Raw genomic sequence first — 24,291 nt, 5'->3', positions numbered from 1 at the left:
GGCACAGGCGGAACTGTGACCTTCCGAGCCAGGGATGGCGAGGCAGAGCTTACAGGGACGTACTCGCAGCGAGTCACAGGATCGCCTGTGCGAAAGGCGCACCGCAGGTGATGGGCTGCAACTTAGCTGGCAGCTAAAACCAGGTTTATTAGTGAGATTTGGCTCAAAGCCATAATAGCCGCAGTGCCAGCGGCTCTCGGCGACACCGAGGGGGGAATTAGTGCAATTCTGTGAGAATGGAGTAACTTGAAACATCTGAAGAGTCTGCAGACATACACCTAATTCCCAGGCACAGGCGAAACTGTGACCGTCGAAAACAGGGACGTTTTCGTCGAGCGCCCAGGGATGGGTTCACAGCGAATCACAGGATCGCCTGTGCGAAAGGTGCACCGCAGGTAATGGACTACATCGTGGCCGGAAGCTCGGCCAATACTCACTTAGGAACTTTTAGCCAAAAGCCATATTAGCCACTGTGCCCACAATTATTTGCGCTAAGGGGTTGCTTCAGCAACCAGTTTCAACACGATTCCGGGTTCTGCGCCAGATGCCAGTGCGCTACGCTCGACAAAACCACCGGCAAGCGCCAGCAGTCGGCCATTTTGCATCAGCAGCGGCACTCTGTCTCTGAGCCAGGGCGGCACTCCGAGTTCATGCCAGAGTTTCTTGAGCTCCCGCCCCTTGTCTCTATTGTGGGGCTGACAGCGGTAACTACCCTTGAGTCCCATGACCAATTCAGGCGCAGCAGCAACATCTGATGGCTGAACTTTTGCCCCTAGTGACGCCGATAGTGACGCCGGTAGTGGTGCCGGTATTGACGCCATTAGCGAAGCCAGTTGTGGGGCCATTACTTGAGCCAGCGCCACCCTGGGCCCTGAGTCAGCCAATGTCAGCTCCAGGCGCTGCCAGGGGGAGGTGAGCCCAACACTCAGACTCTGCCCTTGGCTCAATGCTTGCAGCTGCTTTTGGCTCAGGGTCAGTTTCGAGAGTCTTGCAGCCACATCTTCAGCCGAACCTGCGCTATCAAGTAATTGGAATGCTGCCCCTGGCAGAGGCGCCATGGCATAGATCTGTTGCCCATAACGCCTGAGGAGCAATCCTTTAAAGCTAAGCTCAAGCTGAGCATCCTCCCTGGCATCAAGTAGCTGCGCCAAGGCTTGCTGCAACTGCACCTGCGCCGGTAAGGGCAAGCGCTGCATCTGAATAAACTGCCGCAGCAACTGCGCCTGCCACTGGGGTGACAACACTTTGAGCCCGGCGCTATCCAGCACCCTAACGCCGCTGAAGCGGCAACGGCCGAGCAAGGGCTGCAACTTTTCGGCGCTGACTTCATCGAGCAGCAACTGCTGCTCGGCGCACAGGGCGGCACTGCGTGAGGCCGTAGTGGCAATCGAAGGCCAGCGCTGCTTGAGTACTGGGATCACCTCGGCGCGCAGGAAGTTGCGGTCATACTGGGTGTCCTGATTACTCTCATCATTGATATAGGGCAGCTCGAGACTCGCCACCGCCTGCTCTATCTGAGCCCGGCTGCTGTCCAGCATGGGCCGTAATTGCCAGCATGGTGCACTTTCTGCCCTGGATGTCTGAGCCAAGGAACTTTCTGCCTTAGATATCAGAGCCAAGTGCTGAGCTTGCCCCATGGCCGCCAGTCCCTTGGGGCCCTGACCGCGCTTGAGCGCCAGCAGCAGCGTCTCCAACTGATCGTCCTGATGATGGGCCGTCAGCAGAATATCGCCGGGATTGAGCAGCTCGGCAATCGCCTGATAGCGAGCGCGCCGCGCCTCGGCCTCGATACTGACGCGCGGGCCGAGCTCAAGTTGGACCTTCCGAAGAACAAAATTCAGGCCATAATGCTCGGCTCTTTGGCGACAATGAGCCGCCCAGGTATCGGCATTGCGGCTGAGGCCATGGTGTACGTGCACCAGGGAGATTTGATAAGGCGTCTTGGGGTGAGTCTCGCCAAAGCGCGCCAAGGTGTAGGCCAGCAGCTCTGAGTCCATACCGCCGCTGTAACCCAGCCAGAGGTGGTTGTCAGCCGTGGCGCCGATTTTATCCAGCAGCGCCGTTAACTTGAGTACCAGGGTATCAACCAGAGTATGGGGCATTAGAAGAGGATCCTGACCTTATCTGTGCCGAGCATGGCTTCCAGTGCCATCATGAGTTCATCACTGGGGTTTACCCGCCAGTCGTCACTCAAACGGAACTGTCCCTTGGCCTGGGCCTGACGATAGTTGATCGCCACAGGCACAGAGCCACCGCGCCAGGGTGAGAGGGTCTCATAAAACTGTGTCAGCCATTCCGGGCTCAATATTGCCGCGTCGAGATCCAGCTCCACCGCCGCCGCAAAGTGGCTGCGGGCTTCGCCCATATCTATGATGTTGCGCGCCGTCATCCGGTTGCCGCCGGAGAAGTCATCGAAGCTCACTTCACCTTCACAGATGAGGATCCTGTCTTTCTCCAGCAGGTGATTGAATTTCTCGAAGGCCTCGGTAAACAGCATCACTTCCAGACGGGCACTCTTGTCGTCCAGCGTCAGCAGCCCCATCTTTGAGCCTCGCTTGGTCAGCATCACCCGGGTGGCGACCACCAATCCGGCGGCCTTGACCGTCTTGCCCCTGTCTGTGGGGTGAATATCCTTGAGCCGCCCGGAGGTGTAGTGCCTGAGCTCTTTGAGATATTGGTTGATGGGGTGACCTGTGAGGTAAAGCCCCAGGGTCTCACGCTCCCCTTCCAACCAGACCTTGTCCGGCCAACGCGGGCAGTCGACAAACTGTTGTTTGCTGTCCTCGGGGTCGTCGTTGAGCAGACCGAACATGTCGCACTGGCCTATGGCTTCGGCCTTGGCGTGCTGATCGGCGGCGCGTATCGCCTCCGGCAAGGTAGCCATCATGGAAGCCCGGTGCGGCCCCAGATTGTCCATGGCGCCGGCATTGATCAGCTTCTCAATCACCCGGCGGTTGAGTTTTTTCAAATCCACCCGGGCGCAGAAATCGAACAAGTCTTTGAACGGCCCACCCTTGCGAGCTTCCAGAATCGATTCGACCGGCCCTTCGCCCACGCCCTTGATGGCGCCTATACCGTAGACGATATTGAGCTCTTCATCGACGGTAAACTTGAACAGGCCCTTGTTGACATCCGGCGGAATAAGCTTGAGCCCCATGCGCTCACACTCATCCACCAGGGTCACTATCTTGTCTGTGTTGTCCATATCGGCGGACATTACCGCCGCCATAAATTCAGACGGATAGTGGGTCTTGAGCCAGAGTGTCTGATAAGACACCAGTGCGTAGGCGGCCGAGTGCGATTTGTTGAAGCCGTAACCGGCGAATTTCTCCACCAGATCGAAGATCTTCATCGCCAGTTCGCCATCAACGCCGTTTTTTATCGCCCCGGCTTCAAAACCAGCACGCTGCTTGGCCATCTCTTCCGGTTTTTTCTTACCCATGGCCCGGCGCAGCATGTCCGCGCCGCCCAGGGTATAACCCGCCAGCGTCTGGGCAATCTGCATCACCTGTTCCTGATAGAGGATGATGCCGTAGGTAGGATCCAAAATCGGTTTAAGGCTCTCGTGTTGCCACTTCTCATCCGGGTAGGAGATGGCCTCGTGGCCGTGCTTACGCTCGATAAAGTTATCTACCATCCCCGACTGCAGCGGGCCTGGGCGGAACAGGGCTACCAGAGCGATCATATCTTCAAAGCAGTCGGGCTGCAGACGTTTGATAAGATCTTTCATGCCGCGGGATTCCAGCTGGAATACCGCCGTGGTTTCGTAGCGTTTAAGTACCCCGAAGGACTTGGCATCGTTCAGCGGAATGGCGGCAATATCGACCGGCGGCTTGCCGAGCTTGGCGAGCCTTGGGTTAATCATCCCCAGCGCCCAGTCGATAATGGTCAGGGTTCTGAGACCCAGGAAGTCAAATTTCACCAGACCGGCGGTTTCCACGTCGTTCTTGTCGAACTGGGTCACTGGGTTTTTCCCTTCTGCGTCGCAATAAAGCGGCGAGAAGTCGGTGATCTTGGTCGGCGCAATTACCACGCCCCCGGCGTGCTTACCCGCGTTACGGGTCACCCCCTCAAGCTTGCGGCACATGTCGATAAGGTCTTTGACATCCTCATCGGCCTCATAGGCTTCAGGCAGCGCAGGCTCGACCTCAAACGCCTTGGCCAACGTCATCCCGGGCTCGGCCGGGATCATCTTGGAAATTCTGTCGACAAAACCGTAGGGGTGCCCCAGCACCCGGCCCACGTCACGCACTACCGCCTTGGCGGCCATGGTACCGAAGGTGATGATCTGCGATACCGCGTCCCGGCCATAGAGTTCGGCCACGTGATCGATAACCTCATCGCGCCTGTCCATACAGAAGTCGACGTCAAAGTCGGGCATCGACACCCGCTCGGGGTTAAGAAAACGTTCGAACAGCAGGTCAAATTCCAGCGGGTCCAGGTCAGTGATCTTAAGCGCATAGGCCACCAGGGAGCCGGCACCCGAACCCCGCCCCGGGCCCACGGGAATGCCGTTGTCCTTACCCCACTGGATAAACTCCATCACGATAAGGAAGTAGCCGGGGAAGCCCATCTGGTTGATAACCTTGAGCTCAATATCCAGACGCTCGTCATACTCGCCGCGCTTTTCCGCCCGCTCCTGTGGGTCCGGGAACAGGAACTCGAGACGCTCTTCCAGCCCCTCTTTGGAGCGCATCACCAGATAGTCAGCGGTGGACAGCTCACCCGTGGGGAAGTTGGGCAGGAAGTACTCACCAAGCCGCACGGTAACGTTACAGCGCTTGGCTATCTCCACCGTGTTTTGCAGCGCTTCCGGAATGTCAGCAAACAGCTCGCACATCTCAGCTTCAGTCTTGAGATACTGCTGCTCGCTGTATTTCTTGGGTCTACGGGGGTCAGCCAATGTGTAGCCATCGTGGATAGCCACCCGGATTTCATGGGCCTCGAACTCTTCCGGGGTCATGAACACCACCTGGTTGGTGGCAACCACAGGCAGGCCTGTGTTGGCAGCATGTTCCACCGCCATGTGCAGGTAGCGCTCCTCATCCGGGCGCCCGGTGCGGATCAGTTCAATAAAGTAACGGTCGTTGAAGTACTGCTTATAGAAATCGGTCAGTTCCTGGGCCTGGTTCTGGTTGCCCTTGAGCAGCGCCTTGCCCAAGTCCCCTTCCCTTGCGCCGGAGAGCAGCAAAATACCGGCGCCGTGCTCCAGCAGCCACTGCTGATCGATAGCGACTCTGTCACGCACCTGACCGCGCAGATAGGCCTTGGAGATCAGTTGAGTCAGGTTCTGGTAGCCATCGTTATCCATAGCCAGCACGGTAAGCGCGCAAAACTCATCTTCAAAGCCGGGCACCAACATCCAGAAGTCGGCCCCTATGATGGGTTTTATCCCGGCGCCATGGCAGCCACCGTAGAATTTCACCAGACCACAGAGGTTGTTCTGATCCGTCAGCGCCACTGCCGCCATGCCCTCATCGGCCACCTTGGCCAGAATGGGCTTGACCTTGGCCAGACCATCGGTCATGGAAAAGTCTGAGTGAACACGTAGATGGACGAAACGGGGCTGTGACATGAAAATCCGATTACTCTGACAAGCTGAAAATCAATAGGCAAAGATAACACGCCGGGAGAGGTTCACCAAAGTTAAAACCGGCCATTTAACCTTGCTGTTGATAGAAGCGCCAATTAACCGAGAAATGACGCTCGGCTCAGATTCGCTTTTCACCGACATACCAACAAAAAGATGTAACAGCAAAAAATGACAGGGCAGCAGCGGCTGCCCTTTGGGTTGCATCTTTAGGTTTCAGAACGGCTTATGAATGCTGTTCCAGCCATTCGCGTACCGGCCTGAAGCTGCGTCTGTGTTCAGGCAAGACACCGTGTTGACTCAAGGCTTCGAAATGCGCCTTGGTGGGATAGCCCTTATGGGCAGCAAAACCATACTCAGGGTGGCGGAGGTCAAGCTCGGCCATCTCCCGGTCGCGGGTGACCTTGGCTATGATAGAGGCGGCGCTGATGGCCGGGATCAAGCCATCGCCCTTAACCACTGCGGCCGAAGACAGGCCAAAATCCGGGGTCCGATTGCCGTCTACCAAGACTTTTTCGGGACGCACCTTCAAGCCCGTAACGGCGCGCTGCATCGCCAACATGGTGGCATGCAATATGTTGAGCTCATCGATTTCCGCCGGGCTGGCTCGACCGACTGAGACCGCCAGCGCCTTGGCCAGGATCTCTTCATAGAGGGCATCGCGTTTCCTTTCGCTGAGCTTCTTGGAATCATTGAGGCCGGTGACGGGATTGGCGGGATCCAGGATCACCGCTGCCGTGACCACATCGCCGACCAAGGGGCCACGCCCCACTTCATCTACCCCGGCGACCAGCCCCTGGCACAACAGCTGCGCTTCGGCTTCCGAGAGTTGCTTATAGACTGTCATCTTTCCTCGGCTTTTTTATCCAGCAATGCCACAACCGCCTGGGCCGCCTTCTCACTGGCGTTGCAGGCCAGCAGGCTGTGCAACTTAGTAAACTCGGCCAGCAGCGGCCGGTTATCTTTATCCAGCAATTTACCCACCTCTTCGGCTATCCGCTCGGCAGTGCAATCATCTTGGATAAGCTCTGCCACCAACTCTCTTCCGGCCAACAAATTGGGCAAAGAGAAGTGGTTTATCTGCATCATCCGCTTGGCAATACGGTAAGTGATAGGGCTGACCCGATAGCCGACCACCATAGGGCGCTTGACCAACATGGCTTCCAGCGTGGCGGTGCCCGATGCCAGCAAGATGGCATCGCTGGCGGCCATCACTTCCCGCGAGCGCCCTTCCGTCATATGAATTTCCAGATCCGGCGCATAGGTTTCCAGCGCGGCAAGAAACTGCTGGCGGCGTTTTTCATTCACCAAGGGGGTAATAAACTTGAGATCCGGATAGCGCTGTTTCAGCAGCCTGGCCGCCTCCACAAAGGGCTGGGCCAACATCTTCAACTCGCCACCACGAGAACCCGGCAGGATGGCCAAATATTCAGCCTCGACTTTCAAGCCGAGTGCTTCTCTGGCAAGACGCTTGTCATTCTCCATCGGGATCTCATCGGCCAAAGTGTGGCCGACAAAGGTACAAGGCACCTGATGCTTGTCGTAGAAGGCTTTTTCAAACGGCAGCAGTGACAGCACCATATTGGTGGCGCGGGCGATTTTGAAGATCCGCTTAGGACGCCAGGCCCAAACCGACGGGCTGACATAATGCACCGTCTTGATCCCACGCGCCTTGAGCTTGAGCTCCAGGCCGATATTGAAGTCCGGGGCATCTATGCCGATAAAGCAATCCGGCTGCAGCGCGGTTATCTGTTTGACCAGACTCGAGCGTATCTTCAACAATCTCGGTAGACGGGAAAGCACCTCGGCAATTCCCATCACGGCCAACTCTTCCATGGCAAACAGCGACTCGAATCCGAGCGCCTCCATGCGAGGGCCTCCTATACCGATAAAACGGGCGTCCGGATAGCGCTGTTGCAATGCTCTCATCAGGCCGGCACCTAAAATATCGCCGGAGATTTCTCCGGCGACCATTGCAAAGACTAACTTTCTATTTTGTGTCATTCGTTCTCACTGTGTCAGCGAATAATTCCTCGATTTGAGGAGGTCACAAAATCAACAAATGCTTGTACCTGCGGCTCTTTTGCGGCGTCTTCAGCCATAGCTGCGATGGCCTCTTCCAGAGTCAGGCTGCTGCGGTACAGGGTCTTGTAAGCCCGGCGCAGCGCTTGCTGGGTCTCTTTGGCAAAGCCGCGGCGCTTCATGCCTTCCATATTCAGACCTCGGGGAATGGCCGCCTGGCCAGAGGCCATCACGAAAGGAGGCACATCCTGCAGCACCAAAGAACAACCTGCAGTAAAGGCATGGGCACCAATGTGCACAAACTGGTGCACCCCTGTCATACCGCCGAGAATAGCCCAGTCACCCACATGGCAATGACCGGCAATAGAGGCGTTGTTGGCCATGATCACATTGTCGCCCACCACGCAGTCGTGAGCGATATGTACATAGGCCATAAACAGGTTGTTGGAGCCGATACGGGTCTCGCTGTTGTCCTGCACTGTGCCACGGTGAATGGTGACAGATTCACGGATGATATTGTTATCACCCATGATAAGCCGGGTAGGTTCACCGGCATATTTCTTGTCCTGGCAATCTTCACCAACTGAGGCAAACTGAAAAATCCGGTTGCCCTTGCCAATGATGCTGGGTCCCTTGATAACCACATGGGAACTAATCCAGCAATCATCGCCGATCTCCACATCCGGTCCTATATAACTCCAGGGACCGATAGTAACATTCTTACCTATCTTGGCGTCGGGGTGAACGAAAGCTAATTTATCTATCACTTGCTAATCTCTCTGCGGGCACACATGATTTCGGCTGAACACACCAGCTCACCATCCACTTTGGCCTCGCCGTAGAAAACGCCAATCCCGCGGCGTTCCTTGATCATCTTCACTTCAAAGTGCAGCTGATCACCTGGCTCAACAACCCGTTTGAAACGAGCATTGTCGATACCGGCAAAATAATACAACACGTCCGGAGACGGCTTGTCGCTCATGGTCTTGAACGCCAACAAGCCGGTGGCCTGCGCCATGGCTTCCAGAATGAGCACGCCAGGCATAACCGGCTGCACAGGGAAGTGTCCCTGAAAGAAAGGCTCATTGATGGTGACGTTCTTGATCGCATGCAGAGTTTCACCCGGAGTAAAATCCAGTACTCTATCGATCAACAAAAATGGATACCTGTGTGGCAGGTAAGCCAAAATCTCTTTGATATCCATTGTATTTAATTGATTAGACACGAACTCGTTTCCTCATGCCGCTTAACACACAGCGGTATTAATCTTGGGGTTTAACGGTTTTTTCCAGGGTCTTGACCCGCTGGAACAGCTCGTCCAATTGACGGAAGCGAACCGTATTTTTACGCCACAGCCTGTTGGGCATGGCCACAGTGGCGGAGGAGTATACCCCAGGTTCACGAACATCGTTAGTAATGTTGGTGCTGCCAGTGACATGCACCCCATCGGTAATACTCAGATGACCGGAAATCGCGCAATTGCCACCAATGATACAATGTTTACCTATAGTCACGCTGCCTGCCAACACAGTGCAGCCGGCAATCGCAGTGTTGGCTCCAATAATATCGTTATGGGCCACTTGCACCTGGTTGTCGAGGATCACACCATCATGAATTTCAGTATGGTCGATTGCGCCGCGATCTATGGTAGTACCGGCACCAATCTCCACTCTGTCACCTATGCGCACGCCGCCGGTTTGAGGGATTTTGATCCACTGACCGCGTTCGTTGGCATAACCGAAACCATCGGAGCCGATAATCGCCCCCGAGTGAACGATACAGTTTTGCCCCATATGCACATTATGATAGACGGTGACATTGGCCCACAGGCGACTGCCTGAGCCTATGATGACATCCTGACCAACCACAGTACCGGCACCTATCTGAACGTTTTCGCCCAAAATACTGTTGGCACCTATTACCGCATTAGCGCCAACCGCAACGTCCTCACCCAGTTTGGCACTGGGATGAATTTGCGCCGAGGGATGGATATCCTCTGCGGCGGCCGGCGTACTGTCCAGCAATTGCGCGACTCTGGCGAAACCGACATAGGGATCATTGAGTACCAAGGCGTTACCGGCAAAACCGTCCAACTCTTTAGGCGAGATCAATACCGCACCAGCCTGAGTCTGCTCCAGCTGGCTACGGTATTTGGTGTTGGCCAGAAAGGTGATCTGATCCGGCCGCGCCTTTTCGAGTGTCGCCACCGAGGAGACAGTCACACTGTCATCCCCGCGAACTTCAGCCCCTAGTAGCTGGCCAAGCTCTTTCAACGAAAAAGACTTCATCGATTTACTGGCCTTTGCTCAAGGCTTCAACCACTTTAGAACTGATGTCGGCAGCTGGCTTAACATAAACCACGGCACCGCGTTGCAGTACCATGTCGTACTTCTCTTTTTCAGCTATGGTGTTAATAGCCTTCTGCACCTTTACCAGCAGCTTGTTTTGCTCTTCGCCCTGACGACGACGCAGATCTTCATCCAGCGCCTTACCTTTGAGCTGATAGTCAGCCTTCAGAGATTCCATTTTACGAACCAGTTCGGTCTTTTGCGCTTCGCTCATCAGCGCGGCATCACGCTGCTGCTTTTCCAGCAAACCACGAAGGTCTTCCTGCAATTTCTGAACTTCGGCCATACGATCACCAAACTCAGTCTTGAGTGCGTTGCTGATCTGCTCACGTTGTGGCAGTTGTTCAAACACGGCGCCCATATCGACAACCGCCAGTTTCTCAGCTTGGGCAGCCAGAGGAGCCCCCATCAACATCAGCGTCATCAGTGCGCCGTTTACCATTTTTTTCAAAGTCAGACTCCTTGTTTTTCTTCAGCAATGCTTGCCGAGTTTATGTAATTTAGAAAGTTTTGCCAATATTGAACGAGAAGATCTCGGTCTCGTCATCGTCGTATTCCTTAACGGGCCAGGCCAGGCTGAACACCATGGGCCCCATGGGCGACAGCCATTGCAGGCTAAGGCCCCAGGAGGCACGGATACGGCTCGGATCACTGTAATCGGCCAACTTGGAAAACTCATCCGCCGGCAAGAAACGATAGGAGTCATAATCAAACTCCGTATCCCAGACGTTACCCGCATCGATAAAGAAGCTGGTACGTACTGAGTTGCTATAGGCCTCATCCAGGAAAGGAGTCGGCACAATCAACTCCATACTGGCCGTAGCGATGGCGTTACCACCGATAGAACGACCTGAGCTGATGTAAACTTGGTTGGGATCGCCCGGCAAGCTACAGCCTTCACCATCCGGATTGGGTCCACAAGGCTCGCTGCCACGATACAGATAGAAGGCTCTTGGCCCCACAGAGTTGGACTTGAAGCCACGCAGTGAGCTGGAGCCACCTGAGTAGTAGTTTTCCCAGAACGGCAGGATCTGGTCGTTGTCATTGAAACCACCATAACCGTTGCCATAACCCAGACGGGCACGGGTCAAGAGCACAAACTTATGGCTACGGGTCAGCGGCCAATAGAAGTTGGTATCAAAGTCAGTCTTGAAGTACTGCAGATCCGAACCTGGAACCGTGATCTTACCACTCAAACGCTGGGATGAACCGTCGGTTGGGAAGGTTCCGCGGTTGAGAGTGCTGCGATACCAACCCAGGCTAAGTTCGAAGTTATCGAAGCTCAAGTCAGAGTTGGGATCCTCGTTGTCACGATAGATGTTATAGAAGCGGATCGCCTGCTCATAACTGGAAATCTCAGAAATGGTGTTATGACGATAGCCTATGCCGCCGTTGAGTCTGTTGTACTCGTTAATGGGGAAACCACTGTTAAGCGCAACACCATAGGAGCTGTTCTTATAGCGTTCGAGGTTAGCCTCATTAGCATCGAACTCGTTCCAGTAGATGCTGCCACCCAGGCTGACCCCATCTTTGGTGAAATAAGGATCGGTATACGACAGGTTGACGTTCTTGGAGTACTTGTTGGTGTTCAGGTTAATCCCGGCCTGGTTGCCCGTACCGAGGAAGTTGGACTGCTGAACCCCGAACTGCAGGCTCATGCCTGACTCTGTACCATAACCTATACCAGCGTTAAAGGAGCCTGATGGCTGCTCTTTCACCTTGAAGGCCACATCCACCAAGTCGTCTGTGCCCGGCACCTGCACGGTTTCAGTATCGACAGTTTCAAAGTAACCCAGACGGTTGAGTCGTGCCTTGGATTGCTCGACCAAGGCCGAGTTCAACCAGGCTCCTTCCATCTGTCTCAGCTCACGGCGCATTACTTCATCTTTGGTTACTGTGTTACCGGTGAAGTTAATCGCGCGGACATAAACACGCTTGCCGGGCTTAACGTTAACATTCAGGGTCACTTCCTTGGTTTCATCATCTATCTCAGGGAAAGTCTTCACCTCTGGATAGGCGTAACCGAAGCGGCCCAGATACTTACTGTACATCTCTTCGGTAAAGGTCACATCTGCGCCGTTGTATTGCTCACCGGCCTTGATAGGCAAGATACCCTTGAGCAACTCTTCGCGGCCCATGAGCTCGCCGGTCAGGTTGACTTCCTTGACCTTGTACTGCTCGCCTTCATCGACGTTAATGGTGATGTAAAGGCCCTTACGATCCGGCGTCATAGCCACCTGAGTCGAGGTCACCTTGAAACGGATATAACCATTATTGTGGTAGTGGGTCTTGATGGTCTCAAGGTCGGCCTGCAGTTTTTGTTTCTGATAACGGCGCTCGCCGAACAGATCCCACCAGGCTACATAGTCTTTGAGCTCCAGCATGCCGATAAGGTCGGCGTCGCTGAAGCGCTCGTTACCCACTATGTTAATCTGACGGATTTCGGCCGCCAGACCTTCGGTAAACTTAAACTTAAGTTCTACCCGGTTACGAGGCAGGTTGATCACCTGGGCCTCTACCTTGGCGCCGTATTTACCCACGCCGTAGTAGAAGTCCTGCAGGCCCTTCTCAATACCCGAGAGCATGGTGCGGTCGAGGGCTTCGCCCACCTTCACACCACTGCCGTCCAGGCTTTCCTGCAGTTGCTCATCTTTGATGTCCTTGTTACCGTCGAAGGTCACGGCACTGATGGTCGGTCTTTCACGTACCGACACTATCAGCACCCCACCATCGCGGGACACCTGAACATTTTCAAAGTTACTGGAGGCATACAGGCTCTTTATCGCCTGTTGCAACTTAAGTTGGTCGACTGTGTCACCCACTTTGACAGGCAAACTCAGCAAGGCCGCACCGAGTGCCACTCGTTGCAAACCTTCAACTTGGATGTCGGTCACTTCAAAAGGCTGGAAAGACTCTGCCCAACCATTCCCTGAAAACGACGCGCCGACTAATAACATCGAGGCAAAAAGTTTATTCAATCGCATAGCGCACTTCTAATTATTTGTCTGTCCTTGCTCAGAGTCGGGCAAAATCATTGAAAAGGGCAATGCTCATCAACATCAGCAGCAACGCCGCCCCAAATCTGAATCCAATTTCCTGTACCCGTTCGGATACAGGCTTACCTGTTATTACTTCCACCAAGTAATACATCAAGTGTCCCCCGTCCAGCACTGGCAACGGCAAGAGATTAATAATGCCGAGGTTTACGCTTATCAGGGCGAGGAACCCGAGAAAATATACCAACCCTATGTTGGCGCTGTTACCGGCCCCCTGCGCGATGGAGATGGGGCCGCTCAAATTTTTAACCGAAACATCACCGGTAAACAACTTGGCGATCATCTTAAAGCTGACGACTACAAGTTGCCATGTTTTATCTGCCGCCACCGAAATGGATTCAAGCGGGCCATACTGCAGATCCAGCAGCATATTGTCCGGCCACTTGGGGGCTTTGGGCGCCAGGCCGATGACACCTTCCATTTCGCCATTGGCACCCTTGCGGCTGTCCGGGATCAGAGTGAAAGTCTGTTGTTCACCACTGCGCTTAACCGTCAGTTGCAACGGCTTACCGGCTGATACTTTAATTTGTCCGACAAAGGTTTGCCAGTCGCTGTATGCCTCACCATTGACGGCCACCAGAATATCACCGGCCTTGACCCCGGCCTTGGCGGCCGCACCGCCCTCGGTAACCGTCTCCACTTCAGGGATTACATCCGGGCGGAAGATATCCAGCCCCAGCGTACTGAAGGGGGATTCTTTTTCCGGATCGAAACGCCAGTTGCGGATATCCAACTGATAAGTACGCCCGGAAGGCTCAAGACCATCGTCAGGCTGAGATATCTGGTCGAGCGGCCTCAGGGTCAAGCTCATACTGTCATCGCCGATATGACCGACCAGTGCCAGGTTCACTTCTTCCCAGGTGCGTACCTTTTGCCCGGAAACCGCCACTATCTGCTGAGGGCCATCTATCTGCATCACGGCCGCAGGCGAGCCGGGTCTGACATCGCTGATCACCGGCTTGAGTGAAGGCACGCCGATAAGATACATAATATAGAGCGCGAAAATGGCAAAGATAAAGTTGGCTATCGGTCCGGCAGCGACTATCGCGATACGCGCCCAGACACTCTTGCGATTAAAGGCCTGCTGTTTAAGCTCCTCGGGTACATCCTCGACCCGCTCGTCGAGCATTTTGACATAGCCCCCAAGCGGGATCATGGCTATCACATATTCGGTGCCATCTTTGCCGAGGCGACGCCAAATCGCCTTACCAAAGCCGATAGAGAAACGCTCCACCTTGACACCACAGCGCCTGGCTACCCAAAAGTGGCCATATTCATGGGCGGTGATCAGTATCCCCAAGGCGACGATAAAAGCGCCCAGGTTCCATAAAAAATCAAACATCAGACCTTATTTTCCTCACTTGCATCCGGCGATAGCTTCCTTGGCATACTGACGACTTTGGCCGTCCAATGCCAGAATATCCGCTATGGAATTTAAAGGCGATTGCGGCACACGGGCCAAACAGGCTTCATTGACCCGGGCGATATCGGTAAAGCCAATTTCCCCTTTAAGGAAGCTGGCAACGGCCATTTCATTGGCCGCGTTGATCACTGTGGTCGCCTCCTGCCCCGAAGCACTGGCAGTCATTGCCAACTCAAGGCATGGATAACGGGCAAAATCCGGCTCACAGAAGCTCAATTGTCCGACTTTGAAAAAGTCCAAAGGTTCAACCCCTGAAACAATTCTCTCCGGATAGGCCATACAATGAGCAATCGGAGTACGCATATCCGGATTACCGAGCTGCGCCAGCACGCTACCATCCTGATACTGCACCATGGAGTGAATCACACTCTGGGGGTGGATAACCACCTTAAGCTGCTCGGCACTGGCGTTGAAGAGCCAGCGCGCCTCTACATACTCAAGCCCTTTATTCATCATAGTCGCCGAATCGACAGAAATTTTAGGCCCCATAGACCAGTTGGGATGCTTGATAGCCTGGGCCGGTGTCACACTCGCCAAACTGGCAAGATCGGCGCTCAAAAATGGCCCACCAGAGCCGGTGAGCAGAATCGATGAAATGCCTGCGCCTTGAAGGTTGCAATAACCCAGCTGTTGCTGCACAGCTTCCGGCAGGCATTGGAAAATAGCGTTGTGCTCGCTGTCTACCGGCAGCAGAGTCGCGCCCGACTGGCGGGTGGCTTCCATAAACAAGCGCCCGGACATCACCAGCGCCTCTTTATTGGCCAGCAGCACCCGCTTACCGGCCTTGACTGCCGCCAGCGTTGGCAACATGCCGGCGGCGCCGACTATGGCCGCCATCACGGCATCGACCCGGCTGTGAGCCACCAGCTCAAGTAGTTCTGACTCGCCGCTGCTCACGCGGGTAGCAGATGTGGCCCCCAAACGCTCGGCCAATAGCTTGGCAGCATTGGGGTCAACCATATGGGCAACTTCAGGTCGGTGGATCGTACACAACTCGGCCATCTTGTCGACATTGGTATTGGCCACCAACGCATAAACCTGATATGCCGCCGGGTTATGTTGGATCACACTGAGGGTACTGGCACCAATAGAACCAGTCGCTCCTAAAATCACCATGTTTTGCATAGCACTACATCCAGAATGCAATATAGATAAGGGTAAATACAGGCAAGGCTGCGGTCAGGCTATCGATGCGATCCAGCACACCGCCGTGACCGGGCAATATAGTGCCCGAGTCTTTGATTTTGGCGGCGCGCTTGAACATACTCTCGGACAGATCGCCGAGCGCCGAGGCCAAAGCGGTAAATAGGGTCACGGCTATCAGCAGTCCAAGCTCCTGCTCTGGAGAGAAATAGCAAACACCGGCCACCACCACCATGGTGGTCAACAGGCCACCAAGTAAACCTTCCAGAGTCTTGGCCGGGCTGACGTTGGGCATAAGTTTAATCCGCCCCAGCGCCTTACCGGCAAAGTAGGCGCCCGAATCAGCGGCCCATACGGTCAGCATCACCAAGAACACCAGGATACCGCCAAAATAAGGGTCAGCAGGACTGCTGAGCGCCTTGAGCGCGATCAGGGAAGCGAAACAAGGAAGCAAAGTCAACTGACCAAACATGGACTTGAGCATGGGACTGCCCTGCCAGAGTTTGGCACTGCGGGGATAGGAGATCACCAGCACCAAAGAGAATAGCCACCAGCAGGCGCCGATAAGAATGATGGCCAGCATGATGGGGTGTAACTGACCTCTGGACCAGACGGCATCGGTCGGTACCAGGAGGTTAATCGCCACCAATACTATCGCCAGGGTAGCGGTAAAACTCCATTGAGTGACCTCACAACGGCTGTCGATAATACGGCCCCACTCTTTCGCCGCAATCAGAAATACCGCCACCAAGGCCCATGAAAAATAACTCGCCGGGAGCAAAAAAATGGCCCCCATAACCAGTGGGATTAACCAAATTGCTGTTATTATTCGTTGTTTTAGCAAAAAATGTCCCTCGTAAGATGTTATTCGCTGCGTATTTCTTCTATCTGACTTCCGGTCAGACCGAAACGACGCTGGCGGCTGGCAAAAGTCGCCACAGCCTGGCGAAATGCCTGCTCATCAAAATCCGGCCAAAGGGTGTCGGTAAAGACCAACTCGGCATAAGCCGCCTGCCAGAGAATAAAATTACTGATGCGGTAATCCCCGCCCGTACGGATCATTAAATCAACTTCATGTTGATTTTGCATGCACAAATGCGCTGCCAGGGCCTCTTCACTGAACTGACTGCTGGTCATTTCACCGGATTCGACTTTTTCTGCCAGTTTGCGGGCGGCCTGCATTATGTCCCAGCGGCCACCATAATTAGCGGCGACATTGAGGGTCAGCTCTGAGTTGGCAGCGGTTTTCTCTTCGGCGGCACGGATCTGTTTTTGCAGTCTCTCGGAAAAACGACTGGTATCCCCAATAATATTCAACCGGACACCATTTTGGTGCAGCAGCTTGATTTCCCGACGCAGCACGGTAAAAAACAGCTCCATCAACAGGCTGACTTCCTGATCCGGACGACGCCAGTTCTCACTGGAAAACGCGAACAGGGTCAATGAACGTACCCCGAGCTGCCTTGCTGTACTCACGGCCCGGCGCACGGCTTTGACTCCGGCCTTATGCCCAAAAACCCTGGCTTTACCCTGGGCCTGAGCCCAACGGCCGTTACCATCCATAATGATAGCCACATGCTGCGGGATAGACTGTTTTACCAGCTCTGAAAGCTGCTCAGGTAAGCACTCTGAAGTCTGGCAGTCACCTGTGCTGGTTGGAGTCGTAGGATCGGCTTCCATATTGGATGACATCTGAATAAACAACCCTTATAAATAGACAAACGCCGCGTAGTATACCCCTACACGGCGCATCAACTCTAGTTTAGCGAGTCAATATCAGACTTCCATCAATTCCGCTTCTTTCGCGGCCAACAGTTCGTCTATCTTCTTGATATGTACGTCAGTTATCTTTTGTACTTCATCTTCGCTGCGGCGTACATCGTCCTCGGTACACTCTTTGTCCTTCTCCAGGTTCTTCACCGCAGAGTTGGCATCACGACGAACGTTACGCACGGCGATACGACCGTTTTCAGCCTCGGCACGCACCACTTTAACCAGATCACGGCGGCGCTCTTCGGTCAGAGCCGGCAGAGGGATACGGATAGTGGCACCGGCAGACATAGGGTTCAGGCCCAAATCTGAGCTCATGATCGCCTTTTCTACAGCCTGAATCATGCTACGGTCGAACACGTTAACCGCCAGAGTGCGGCTGTCTTCAACTGAAATATTACCCACCTGCTTGAGCGGGGTCATGGTGCCGTAGTAAGACACCTGGATAGAATCCAGCAGTGCGGGGTGAGCACGGCCGGTACGCACCTTGGCCATTTGTGCCTTGGTGGCTTCCACACACTTGTCCATACGAACCTGTGCATCTTCTTTAATCGCATCAATCACGTTAAATGTCCTTTTTGCAATCAGTCGGTTATTTCGTTTTGATCAGCGTGCCTTCGGCTTCTTCACCCATGATAACCCGGCGCAGCGCACCTGGCTTATTCATATTGAAGACCAATATAGGCATGTCGTGGTCACGGGCCATGGTGAAAGCAGCCAGATCCATGACTTTCAATTCTTTATCCAGAACTTCATTGTAACTCAGTTCATCGTATTTGACGGCTTCAGGGTTCTTCATAGGATCATCTGAATATACGCCATCAACTTTAGTGCCTTTTAGCACGACTTCTGCTTCAATTTCAATCCCTCTCAGGCAAGCAGCAGAGTCTGTGGTACAGAATGGGTTACCGGTACCGGCAGCAAAAATCACCACGCGCCCGGACTTGAGCAAGCTGATAGCTTCGGCCCAATTGTATCTATCGCACACGCCATTGAGCGGAATAGCAGACATCAGACGGGCATTAACATAGGCACGGTGCAGCGCATCACGCATTGCCAGACCATTCATCACTGTCGCCAGCATACCCATGTGATCGCCCACCACGCGGTTCATACCGGCCTTGGCCAGCCCTTCACCACGGAACAGGTTTCCGCCACCGATGACCACGCCAACCTGAATGCCGAGCTCAACCAGCTCCTTAATCTCCTGGGCCATACGATCCAGTACCTTGGGATCGATACCGAAGCCTTCTTCGCCCATCAGGGCTTCGCCACTCAGTTTCAGCAGAATACGTCGAAATGCAGGTTTTGGGTTGGTGCTCATCTTTTTCTGTCCTGGTCATAACAAGACCGCAGCGGCTGCTGCGGTCTTGGGAGGGTTAAGAATTGGCGATTAAGCCTTCTTGGAAGCAGCGATTTGGGCAGCTACTTCAGAAGCAAAATCTTCTTCTTTCTTCTCGATACCTTCACCCACTTCCAAGCGGATGAAGTTAGTCACAGTGGCGCCTTTCTCTTTCAGAACTTCGCCAACAGTTTTCTTTGGCTCCATGATGAATGGTTGACCAGTCAGAGAAACCTCACCGGTGAACTTCTTCATGCGGCCGGCAACCATCTTCTCAGCGATTTCCTGAGGCTTGCCTTCGTTCATAGCGATTTCAACTTGAACGGAACGCTCTTTCTCAACCACTTCAGCTGGAACGTCTTCTGGGTTAACGTACTCAGGCTTAGAGGCAGCAACGTGCATTGCAATGTGCTTCAGCGTTTCTTCATCGGCTTCACCGGTAACAACAACACCGATGCGATCGCCGTGACGATAGAAAGCCATCTTGTCACCGTCGATGTACTCAACGCGACGAACATTGATGTTTTCACCGATTTTGGCAACCAGGGCAACACGTGCTTCTTCGAACTGGGCTTTCAGATCTTCAACAGTCACTTTGGCAGCAGCGGCAGCGTCCAGAACTTCGTTGGCGAAAGCCAGGAAGTTAGAGTCTTTTGCTACGAAGTCAGTCTGGCAGTTAACTTCAACCAGAGCAGTGTAACCAGCACCGTTTTTGATCAGGATAGTACCTTCGGCAGCGATGTTACCGGCTTTCTTGGCCGCTTTAGCCGCGCCGCTCTTACGCATGTTATCGATTGCAGCTTCGATATCACCGTTAGTTTCGGTCAGGGCTTTTTTACAATCCATCATGCCTGCGCCAGTACGGTCGCGCAGTTCTTTAACCAGGGCAGCAGTAATTGCCATTGTTAAATCCTCAATTGATAATTCGACAAATTTAACCTATTGATAAGTAGGTATAAAACAGGGGCCATATGGCCCCTGTTAACCAATCATATCTCTTGGTTAATAAGGGTGATGTACTAGCATCGCACCTTATTATTCAGCTTCGATGAAACCGTCTTCTTCAGCTTGAACAGCCAGGTCCTGACCACGGCCAGCTTTGGCAGCAGCAGCTACAGACTCAGCATACAAACGGATTGCACGCATAGCGTCGTCGTTACCAGGAATGATGTAGTCAACGCCATCTGGAGCAGAGTTGGTATCTACTACGGCAACAACTGGGATACCCAGGTTGTTGGCTTCTTTGATAGCGATGTGTTCATGGTCGGCACCGATAACGAAAATGGCGTCTGGCAGACCGCCCATGTTCTTGATACCACCCAGAGACTTCTCAAGCTTTTCCAGCTCACGGGTACGCATCAGCGCTTCTTTCTTGGTCAGCTTGTCGAAAGTACCGTCAACAGACTGGGTTTCCAGATCTTTCAGGCGCTTGATTGACTGACGAACGGTTTTCCAGTTGGTCAGCATACCGCCGAGCCAGCGCTTGTCCACGTAGAACTGCTCGCAAGATACGGCAGCTTCTTTGATGGCTTCACTGGCAGCGCGCTTGGTGCCTACGAACAGGATTTTACCTTTCTTGGAAGCAATGTTGCTGATGAAAGCCAGAGCTTCATTGAACATTGGCACAGTGTGCTCGAGGTTGATGATGTGTACACCGTTGCGAGCACCGAAGATGAAAGGCTTCATCTTAGGGTTCCAGTAACGGGTTTGGTGACCGAAGTGTACACCGGCCTGGAGCATATCGCGCATTGAAACTGTAGTCATTTTCTATACCTTAATTTAAGGGGTTAGACCTCCACGCATCCCATGTCTTCGACCCTTTGGTCAAGCCGCGGGCACCCCGAAGAATGTGTCGATACGTGTGTGATTTAGTATTTGAGTTAAATGCCATGTATAATGGCCGCCATCTTTACTCTTACCTGCCGACAAAATGGGTTCCCCCATCAAAGGCAGCCGACTTGAAGCTAATTCGAACTCATAGAGTCGTCAACTCAAAGTCACTTAGAGTCAAACATAACGGCGCGCTTTATACCATAAATCGCCGGCAAACACAAACTTTTTACCGCTCTCATGTCGGCCTTAAACTCAGTTCAAAGCCGCGTCAGTAGCGTTATTTTACCGTTTCACAAACAAGGTGAATTGGCCTTGGCCAAGGCACTCGTTATTAAGAGAAAGCCCCATGAGTATAGTCATCAAGACAGCAGAAGAAATTGAGAAAATGCGCGCCGCCGGCAAGCTGGCCGCCAATGTGTTGGAAATGATAGCCCCACACGTCAAGGTCGGGGTCAGTACCAACGAACTCAACGATATCTGCGCCAAGTACACCGAAGAACAGGGCGCCATCTCCGCGCCGCTCAATTACCACGGTTTTCCCAAGTCCATCTGCACCTCTATCAATGAGGTGATCTGCCACGGTATTCCCAGTGATCGCGTGCTCAAGGACGGCGATATCCTTAACATTGATATCACAGTTATCAAGGACGGTTATCACGGCGACACTTCCAAAATGTTCCTGATCGGTGATGTCAGCCCGAAAGATCGCCGCCTGTGCCGTATCGCCCAGGAGAGCCTCTACGCCGCCATCCGTAAAGTTCGCCCCGGCATGCAGCTGGGCGAGATTGGTACCACAGTTGAGAAGTTTATCAAGGCCAGCAAGTCAGGCCTGGACAAATATTCAATCGTGCAGGATTACTGCGGTCACGGTATCGGCGCCGGCTTCCACGAAGAACCACAGGTGGTGCACTACAGAAACAACGACAAGACCATACTACGCCCTGGCATGTGCTTTACCATTGAGCCGATGATCAACGCCGGTCGCCACACTTCTGTACTGAATAAGGATGACGGCTGGACTGTCACCACCTCAGATGGTAAAAATTCAGCTCAGTGGGAACATACTCTGTTAATCACCGAAACCGGCGTAGAAGTTCTGACGCTGCGCGCCGAGGAAGATTTCCCGAGGATCATCAATCACGCCAAATAAGGCGTCACCCAAGGAATAGAATGAGCACAGCGCTGGCAGCCAAAACGGCACTTTGTGAGCAGAATCAAGCCCTGTTTGACAGGTTTACCTCGCGAGAAAAGATAGTCGAACTGGTTACCAGCCGCTGTCGCTTTGTCGATAAGCAGCTGATTGAACAATGGCAGGCCGAAGGCTTGGATGCTTATCCCATCGCTCTTATCGCCGTCGGCGGCTATGGCCGCGGTGAGCTGCATCCCTACTCGGACATAGATCTGCTGTTTCTGGTGGATGACAACCTGGACCCAGCAGCCGAGAGCAGGCTCAGTGCTTATATCGCCTTTCTCTGGGACGCTGGTCTTGAAATCGGTCACAGTGTCAGAACCTTGAAAGAAACCTTGCAACAGGGTCGACAAGACATCACCATAGCCACCAACCTATTGGAAGCCAGACTGCTTACCGGCCCGGAAATCCTGTTTGATACTCTCTACGACGCGATTCGCGAGCACCAATTCTGGCCCTCAAACGAATTTTTCAATGCCAAGCGAGATGAACAACGTGCCCGCCATGCCAGGGCCAACGCCTTCGATCTTGAGCCCAATATCAAGACCTGCCCCGGTGGCCTGAGGGATATTCAGACCATAGCCTGGGTCGCTATGCGCCACTTCGATGCCGCCAGACTTGAAGAACTGGTCGGACACGGCTTTTTGGAGCAGGTAGAACTCGAAGAGCTGCTTGAGTGTCAGCACTTCCTCTGGGAGCTGAGATTTGCCCTGCACCTGGCATCGGGCCGCGACGAAAACCGTTTGCTGTTTGACTTGCAGCGTCAGGTAGCCGGCCTCATGGGTTACGAAGACGCTACCCAACTGGCGGTCGAGCAGATGATGAAGCACTATTACCGCACAGTGCGGCGGGTGATGGAGCTCAACGAGATGCTGCTGCAACTGTTCAAACGCGCCACCCTGGGACACACTCAGGCGCTGGAAATCCAGCCTATAGATGAACACTATCAGCGCCGCGGTCGCTTTATCGAGGCGCTGGACTTGGCGCTGTTTGACGATCCGGAAGAGATCGTCAGGCTGTTTTTGCATGTGGCCCGCAATTCCAACATTCAGGGAATTTACGCGCCAACCCTGAGGGCGCTGAGAAGAGCCAGACGCGCCCAGCCGCAACCGCTGATGGCCCGGGAGGGCTGCCGTAGAGTATTTATGGAAATTCTCCGTCATGCTCGCGGTATTGCCGCCCTGTCGCTAATGCACAAACACGGAGTGATGTCGGCTTATTTACCTGCCTGGCGCGCCATTGAAGGCCAGATGCAGTTTGACCTCTTCCACGCCTACACGGTAGATGAACACACCCACAGGCTGCTGCTCAATATCGACAAATTTGCCCAGGCAGAACAGAAAGAGGAATTCCCACTCGGCTCTGTGCTGATCAATCAATTGCCAAAAAAGGGGCTGCTGGTATTGGCGGCCATTTTCCACGACATCGCCAAAGGCCGCGGCGGCGATCACAGTAAGCTCGGCGCAGTCGATGCGCTGGAATTTTGCAAACTGCACGGTCTCAACGACCACGACGGCCGCTTGGTCAGCTGGTTGGTAGAAAATCATCTGTTGATGTCGATTGTCGCCCAGCGGCGGGATATTTCCGATCCGGAAGTGGTCGCCGACTTTGCCGATAAAGTTCGCGATGCGGTGCACCTGAGTTACCTCTACTGCCTGACGGTAGCCGATATCTGTGCCACCAATGAAAAAACCTGGAACAACTGGAAGGGCTCCCTGCTCAGGGATCTCTATTTTGCCACTCAGAGAGTGCTTGCCCGCGGTAAAGAAAAGCCGGTGGATATTCGTGCCCGGGTACGGGAGCATCAAGCTAAAGCCAAGAAAGAGTTGCTGCGGCGCGGCTTCAAGGAAAAAGCGCTGGATCTGTTGTGGCAGAGATTCAAGGCCGATTACTTTTTGCGTCATCAACCCAATCAAATCGCCTGGCACGCTGAGGCCATTCTAAAGCACAAGCAGGATGAACCGCTGGTAATGGTATCCAAACACACCACCCGTGGCGGCACAGAGCTGTTTGTCTACTGCCAGGACAAACCCAAGCTGTTTGCCACTGTGATGGCGGTGCTGGACAACAAGAATATCAATGTTCATGATGCCAACATCATGACATCCAAGGACAATTACGCTTTGGATACCTTTGTGATCCTCGAGCAGGACGGCAAGGCGGTAAGTCAGTTATCGCGGATACAAAGTATCCGCAAGGCCCTTGGCAAAGCGCTCAGTGGCGAACAACCCAAGATCCCGCGCTTTCGCAAGTTGTCGCGCAAGATGAAACCTTTTAAAGTTCCGACTCAGGTCAGTTTTCTGCCTACCCGCCGCCATGGTACAAGTATGATGGAGCTGATAGCCTTGGATAGCCCAGGTCTGCTGGCCAAGATAGGTGAAACCTTCTATCGCTGTGATGTCACCCTGCTGGCGGCCAAGATCACCACGATAGGCGAGCGCGCTGAGGACTTTTTTATTCTACAAACCAATCAGGGACTGGCACTGGATGAAGCCCAGCAACACAGGCTGAAAGAGTCACTGATCAGTGCCCTGTCCCAATTCGGGACCCCAACAACCTAAGTAAACGGGAGAAA

General features: G+C 53.7%; 19 protein-coding genes. 2 read left to right on the top strand and 17 right to left on the bottom strand.

Going from position 1 to position 24,291, the window contains the following annotated elements:
* Positions 1–491: 491 nt before the first annotated feature.
* The 17 genes from tilS to rpsB form a co-directional block, all read right to left on the bottom strand.
* Positions 492–2,102: a tRNA lysidine(34) synthetase TilS gene (tilS, locus tag AYI96_RS12465; protein WP_144361692.1), complete on the bottom strand. Its 1,611-nt coding sequence runs from the start codon at positions 2,100–2,102 to the stop codon at positions 492–494.
* Positions 2,102–5,575, bottom strand: a complete 3,474-nt coding sequence (gene dnaE / locus AYI96_RS12460; protein ID WP_101096145.1) for a DNA polymerase III subunit alpha — start codon at positions 5,573–5,575, stop codon at positions 2,102–2,104. The genes tilS and dnaE overlap by 1 nt, the downstream gene beginning before the upstream one ends.
* 241 nt (positions 5,576–5,816) lie before the next feature.
* On the bottom strand, positions 5,817–6,437 hold the full coding sequence (rnhB, locus tag AYI96_RS12455; RefSeq protein WP_071477063.1) for a ribonuclease HII: 621 nt from the start codon (positions 6,435–6,437) through the stop codon (positions 5,817–5,819).
* Complete coding sequence (gene lpxB / locus AYI96_RS12450; protein WP_039034783.1) at positions 6,434–7,594, bottom strand: lipid-A-disaccharide synthase; 1,161 nt, start codon at positions 7,592–7,594, stop codon at positions 6,434–6,436. The genes rnhB and lpxB overlap by 4 nt, the downstream gene beginning before the upstream one ends.
* 14 nt (positions 7,595–7,608) lie before the next feature.
* Positions 7,609–8,379: an acyl-ACP--UDP-N-acetylglucosamine O-acyltransferase gene (gene lpxA, locus AYI96_RS12445; RefSeq protein WP_144361691.1), complete on the bottom strand. Its 771-nt coding sequence runs from the start codon at positions 8,377–8,379 to the stop codon at positions 7,609–7,611.
* Positions 8,376–8,837: a 3-hydroxyacyl-ACP dehydratase FabZ gene (fabZ, locus tag AYI96_RS12440; protein WP_025010987.1), complete on the bottom strand. Its 462-nt coding sequence runs from the start codon at positions 8,835–8,837 to the stop codon at positions 8,376–8,378. The genes lpxA and fabZ overlap by 4 nt, the downstream gene beginning before the upstream one ends.
* 37 nt (positions 8,838–8,874) lie before the next feature.
* Complete coding sequence (gene lpxD / locus AYI96_RS12435) at positions 8,875–9,900, bottom strand: UDP-3-O-(3-hydroxymyristoyl)glucosamine N-acyltransferase (RefSeq protein ID WP_144361690.1); 1,026 nt, start codon at positions 9,898–9,900, stop codon at positions 8,875–8,877.
* A gap of 4 nt (positions 9,901–9,904) precedes the next feature.
* Positions 9,905–10,402: an OmpH family outer membrane protein gene (locus tag AYI96_RS12430; protein WP_039034800.1), complete on the bottom strand. Its 498-nt coding sequence runs from the start codon at positions 10,400–10,402 to the stop codon at positions 9,905–9,907.
* A 58-nt stretch (positions 10,403–10,460) separates the two neighbouring features.
* Entirely contained in the window at positions 10,461–12,944 is a 2,484-nt protein-coding gene (gene bamA / locus AYI96_RS12425) for an outer membrane protein assembly factor BamA (protein ID WP_039034780.1), read from the bottom strand.
* A 31-nt stretch (positions 12,945–12,975) separates the two neighbouring features.
* Positions 12,976–14,358, bottom strand: a complete 1,383-nt coding sequence (gene rseP / locus AYI96_RS12420) for a sigma E protease regulator RseP (RefSeq protein ID WP_144361689.1) — start codon at positions 14,356–14,358, stop codon at positions 12,976–12,978.
* 15 nt (positions 14,359–14,373) lie between these two features.
* Entirely contained in the window at positions 14,374–15,564 is a 1,191-nt protein-coding gene (ispC, locus tag AYI96_RS12415) for a 1-deoxy-D-xylulose-5-phosphate reductoisomerase (protein WP_144361688.1), read from the bottom strand.
* Between the two features lie 4 nt (positions 15,565–15,568).
* Positions 15,569–16,426 (bottom strand): phosphatidate cytidylyltransferase, encoded by an 858-nt coding sequence (locus AYI96_RS12410; protein ID WP_039034777.1) that lies wholly within the window; start codon positions 16,424–16,426, stop codon positions 15,569–15,571.
* A 20-nt stretch (positions 16,427–16,446) separates the two neighbouring features.
* Positions 16,447–17,274 (bottom strand): polyprenyl diphosphate synthase, encoded by an 828-nt coding sequence (gene uppS / locus AYI96_RS12405; RefSeq protein WP_039034776.1) that lies wholly within the window; start codon positions 17,272–17,274, stop codon positions 16,447–16,449.
* 84 nt (positions 17,275–17,358) lie between these two features.
* Complete coding sequence (gene frr, locus AYI96_RS12400; protein ID WP_039034775.1) at positions 17,359–17,916, bottom strand: ribosome recycling factor; 558 nt, start codon at positions 17,914–17,916, stop codon at positions 17,359–17,361.
* A 28-nt stretch (positions 17,917–17,944) separates the two neighbouring features.
* Positions 17,945–18,676 (bottom strand): UMP kinase, encoded by a 732-nt coding sequence (gene pyrH, locus AYI96_RS12395; RefSeq protein WP_039034774.1) that lies wholly within the window; start codon positions 18,674–18,676, stop codon positions 17,945–17,947.
* 69 nt (positions 18,677–18,745) lie between these two features.
* The gene (tsf, locus tag AYI96_RS12390; RefSeq protein WP_028779851.1) at positions 18,746–19,597 is read right to left on the bottom strand and encodes a translation elongation factor Ts; all 852 of its coding nucleotides are present in this window, start codon (positions 19,595–19,597) and stop codon (positions 18,746–18,748) included.
* Positions 19,598–19,729: 132 nt separating this feature from the next.
* The gene (gene rpsB / locus AYI96_RS12385; RefSeq protein ID WP_025010979.1) at positions 19,730–20,458 is read right to left on the bottom strand and encodes a 30S ribosomal protein S2; all 729 of its coding nucleotides are present in this window, start codon (positions 20,456–20,458) and stop codon (positions 19,730–19,732) included.
* A gap of 415 nt (positions 20,459–20,873) precedes the next feature.
* Between rpsB and map the strand changes: the two genes are divergently transcribed.
* Both map and glnD read left to right on the top strand, forming a co-directional pair.
* Positions 20,874–21,677, top strand: coding sequence for a type I methionyl aminopeptidase (map, locus tag AYI96_RS12380; protein ID WP_039034773.1), 804 nt, complete (start codon positions 20,874–20,876; stop codon positions 21,675–21,677).
* A gap of 20 nt (positions 21,678–21,697) precedes the next feature.
* Positions 21,698–24,277, top strand: coding sequence for a bifunctional uridylyltransferase/uridylyl-removing protein GlnD (gene glnD, locus AYI96_RS12375; RefSeq protein WP_071477058.1), 2,580 nt, complete (start codon positions 21,698–21,700; stop codon positions 24,275–24,277).
* Positions 24,278–24,291: the final 14 nt, after the last annotated feature.

The organism is Shewanella sp. MSW (assembly GCF_007636515.1).
Lineage (GTDB): Bacteria > Pseudomonadota > Gammaproteobacteria > Enterobacterales > Shewanellaceae > Shewanella > Shewanella indica.
Note: the sequence above shows the minus strand (reverse complement) of the source record. Positions and strands in the feature narration are given on the sequence as shown.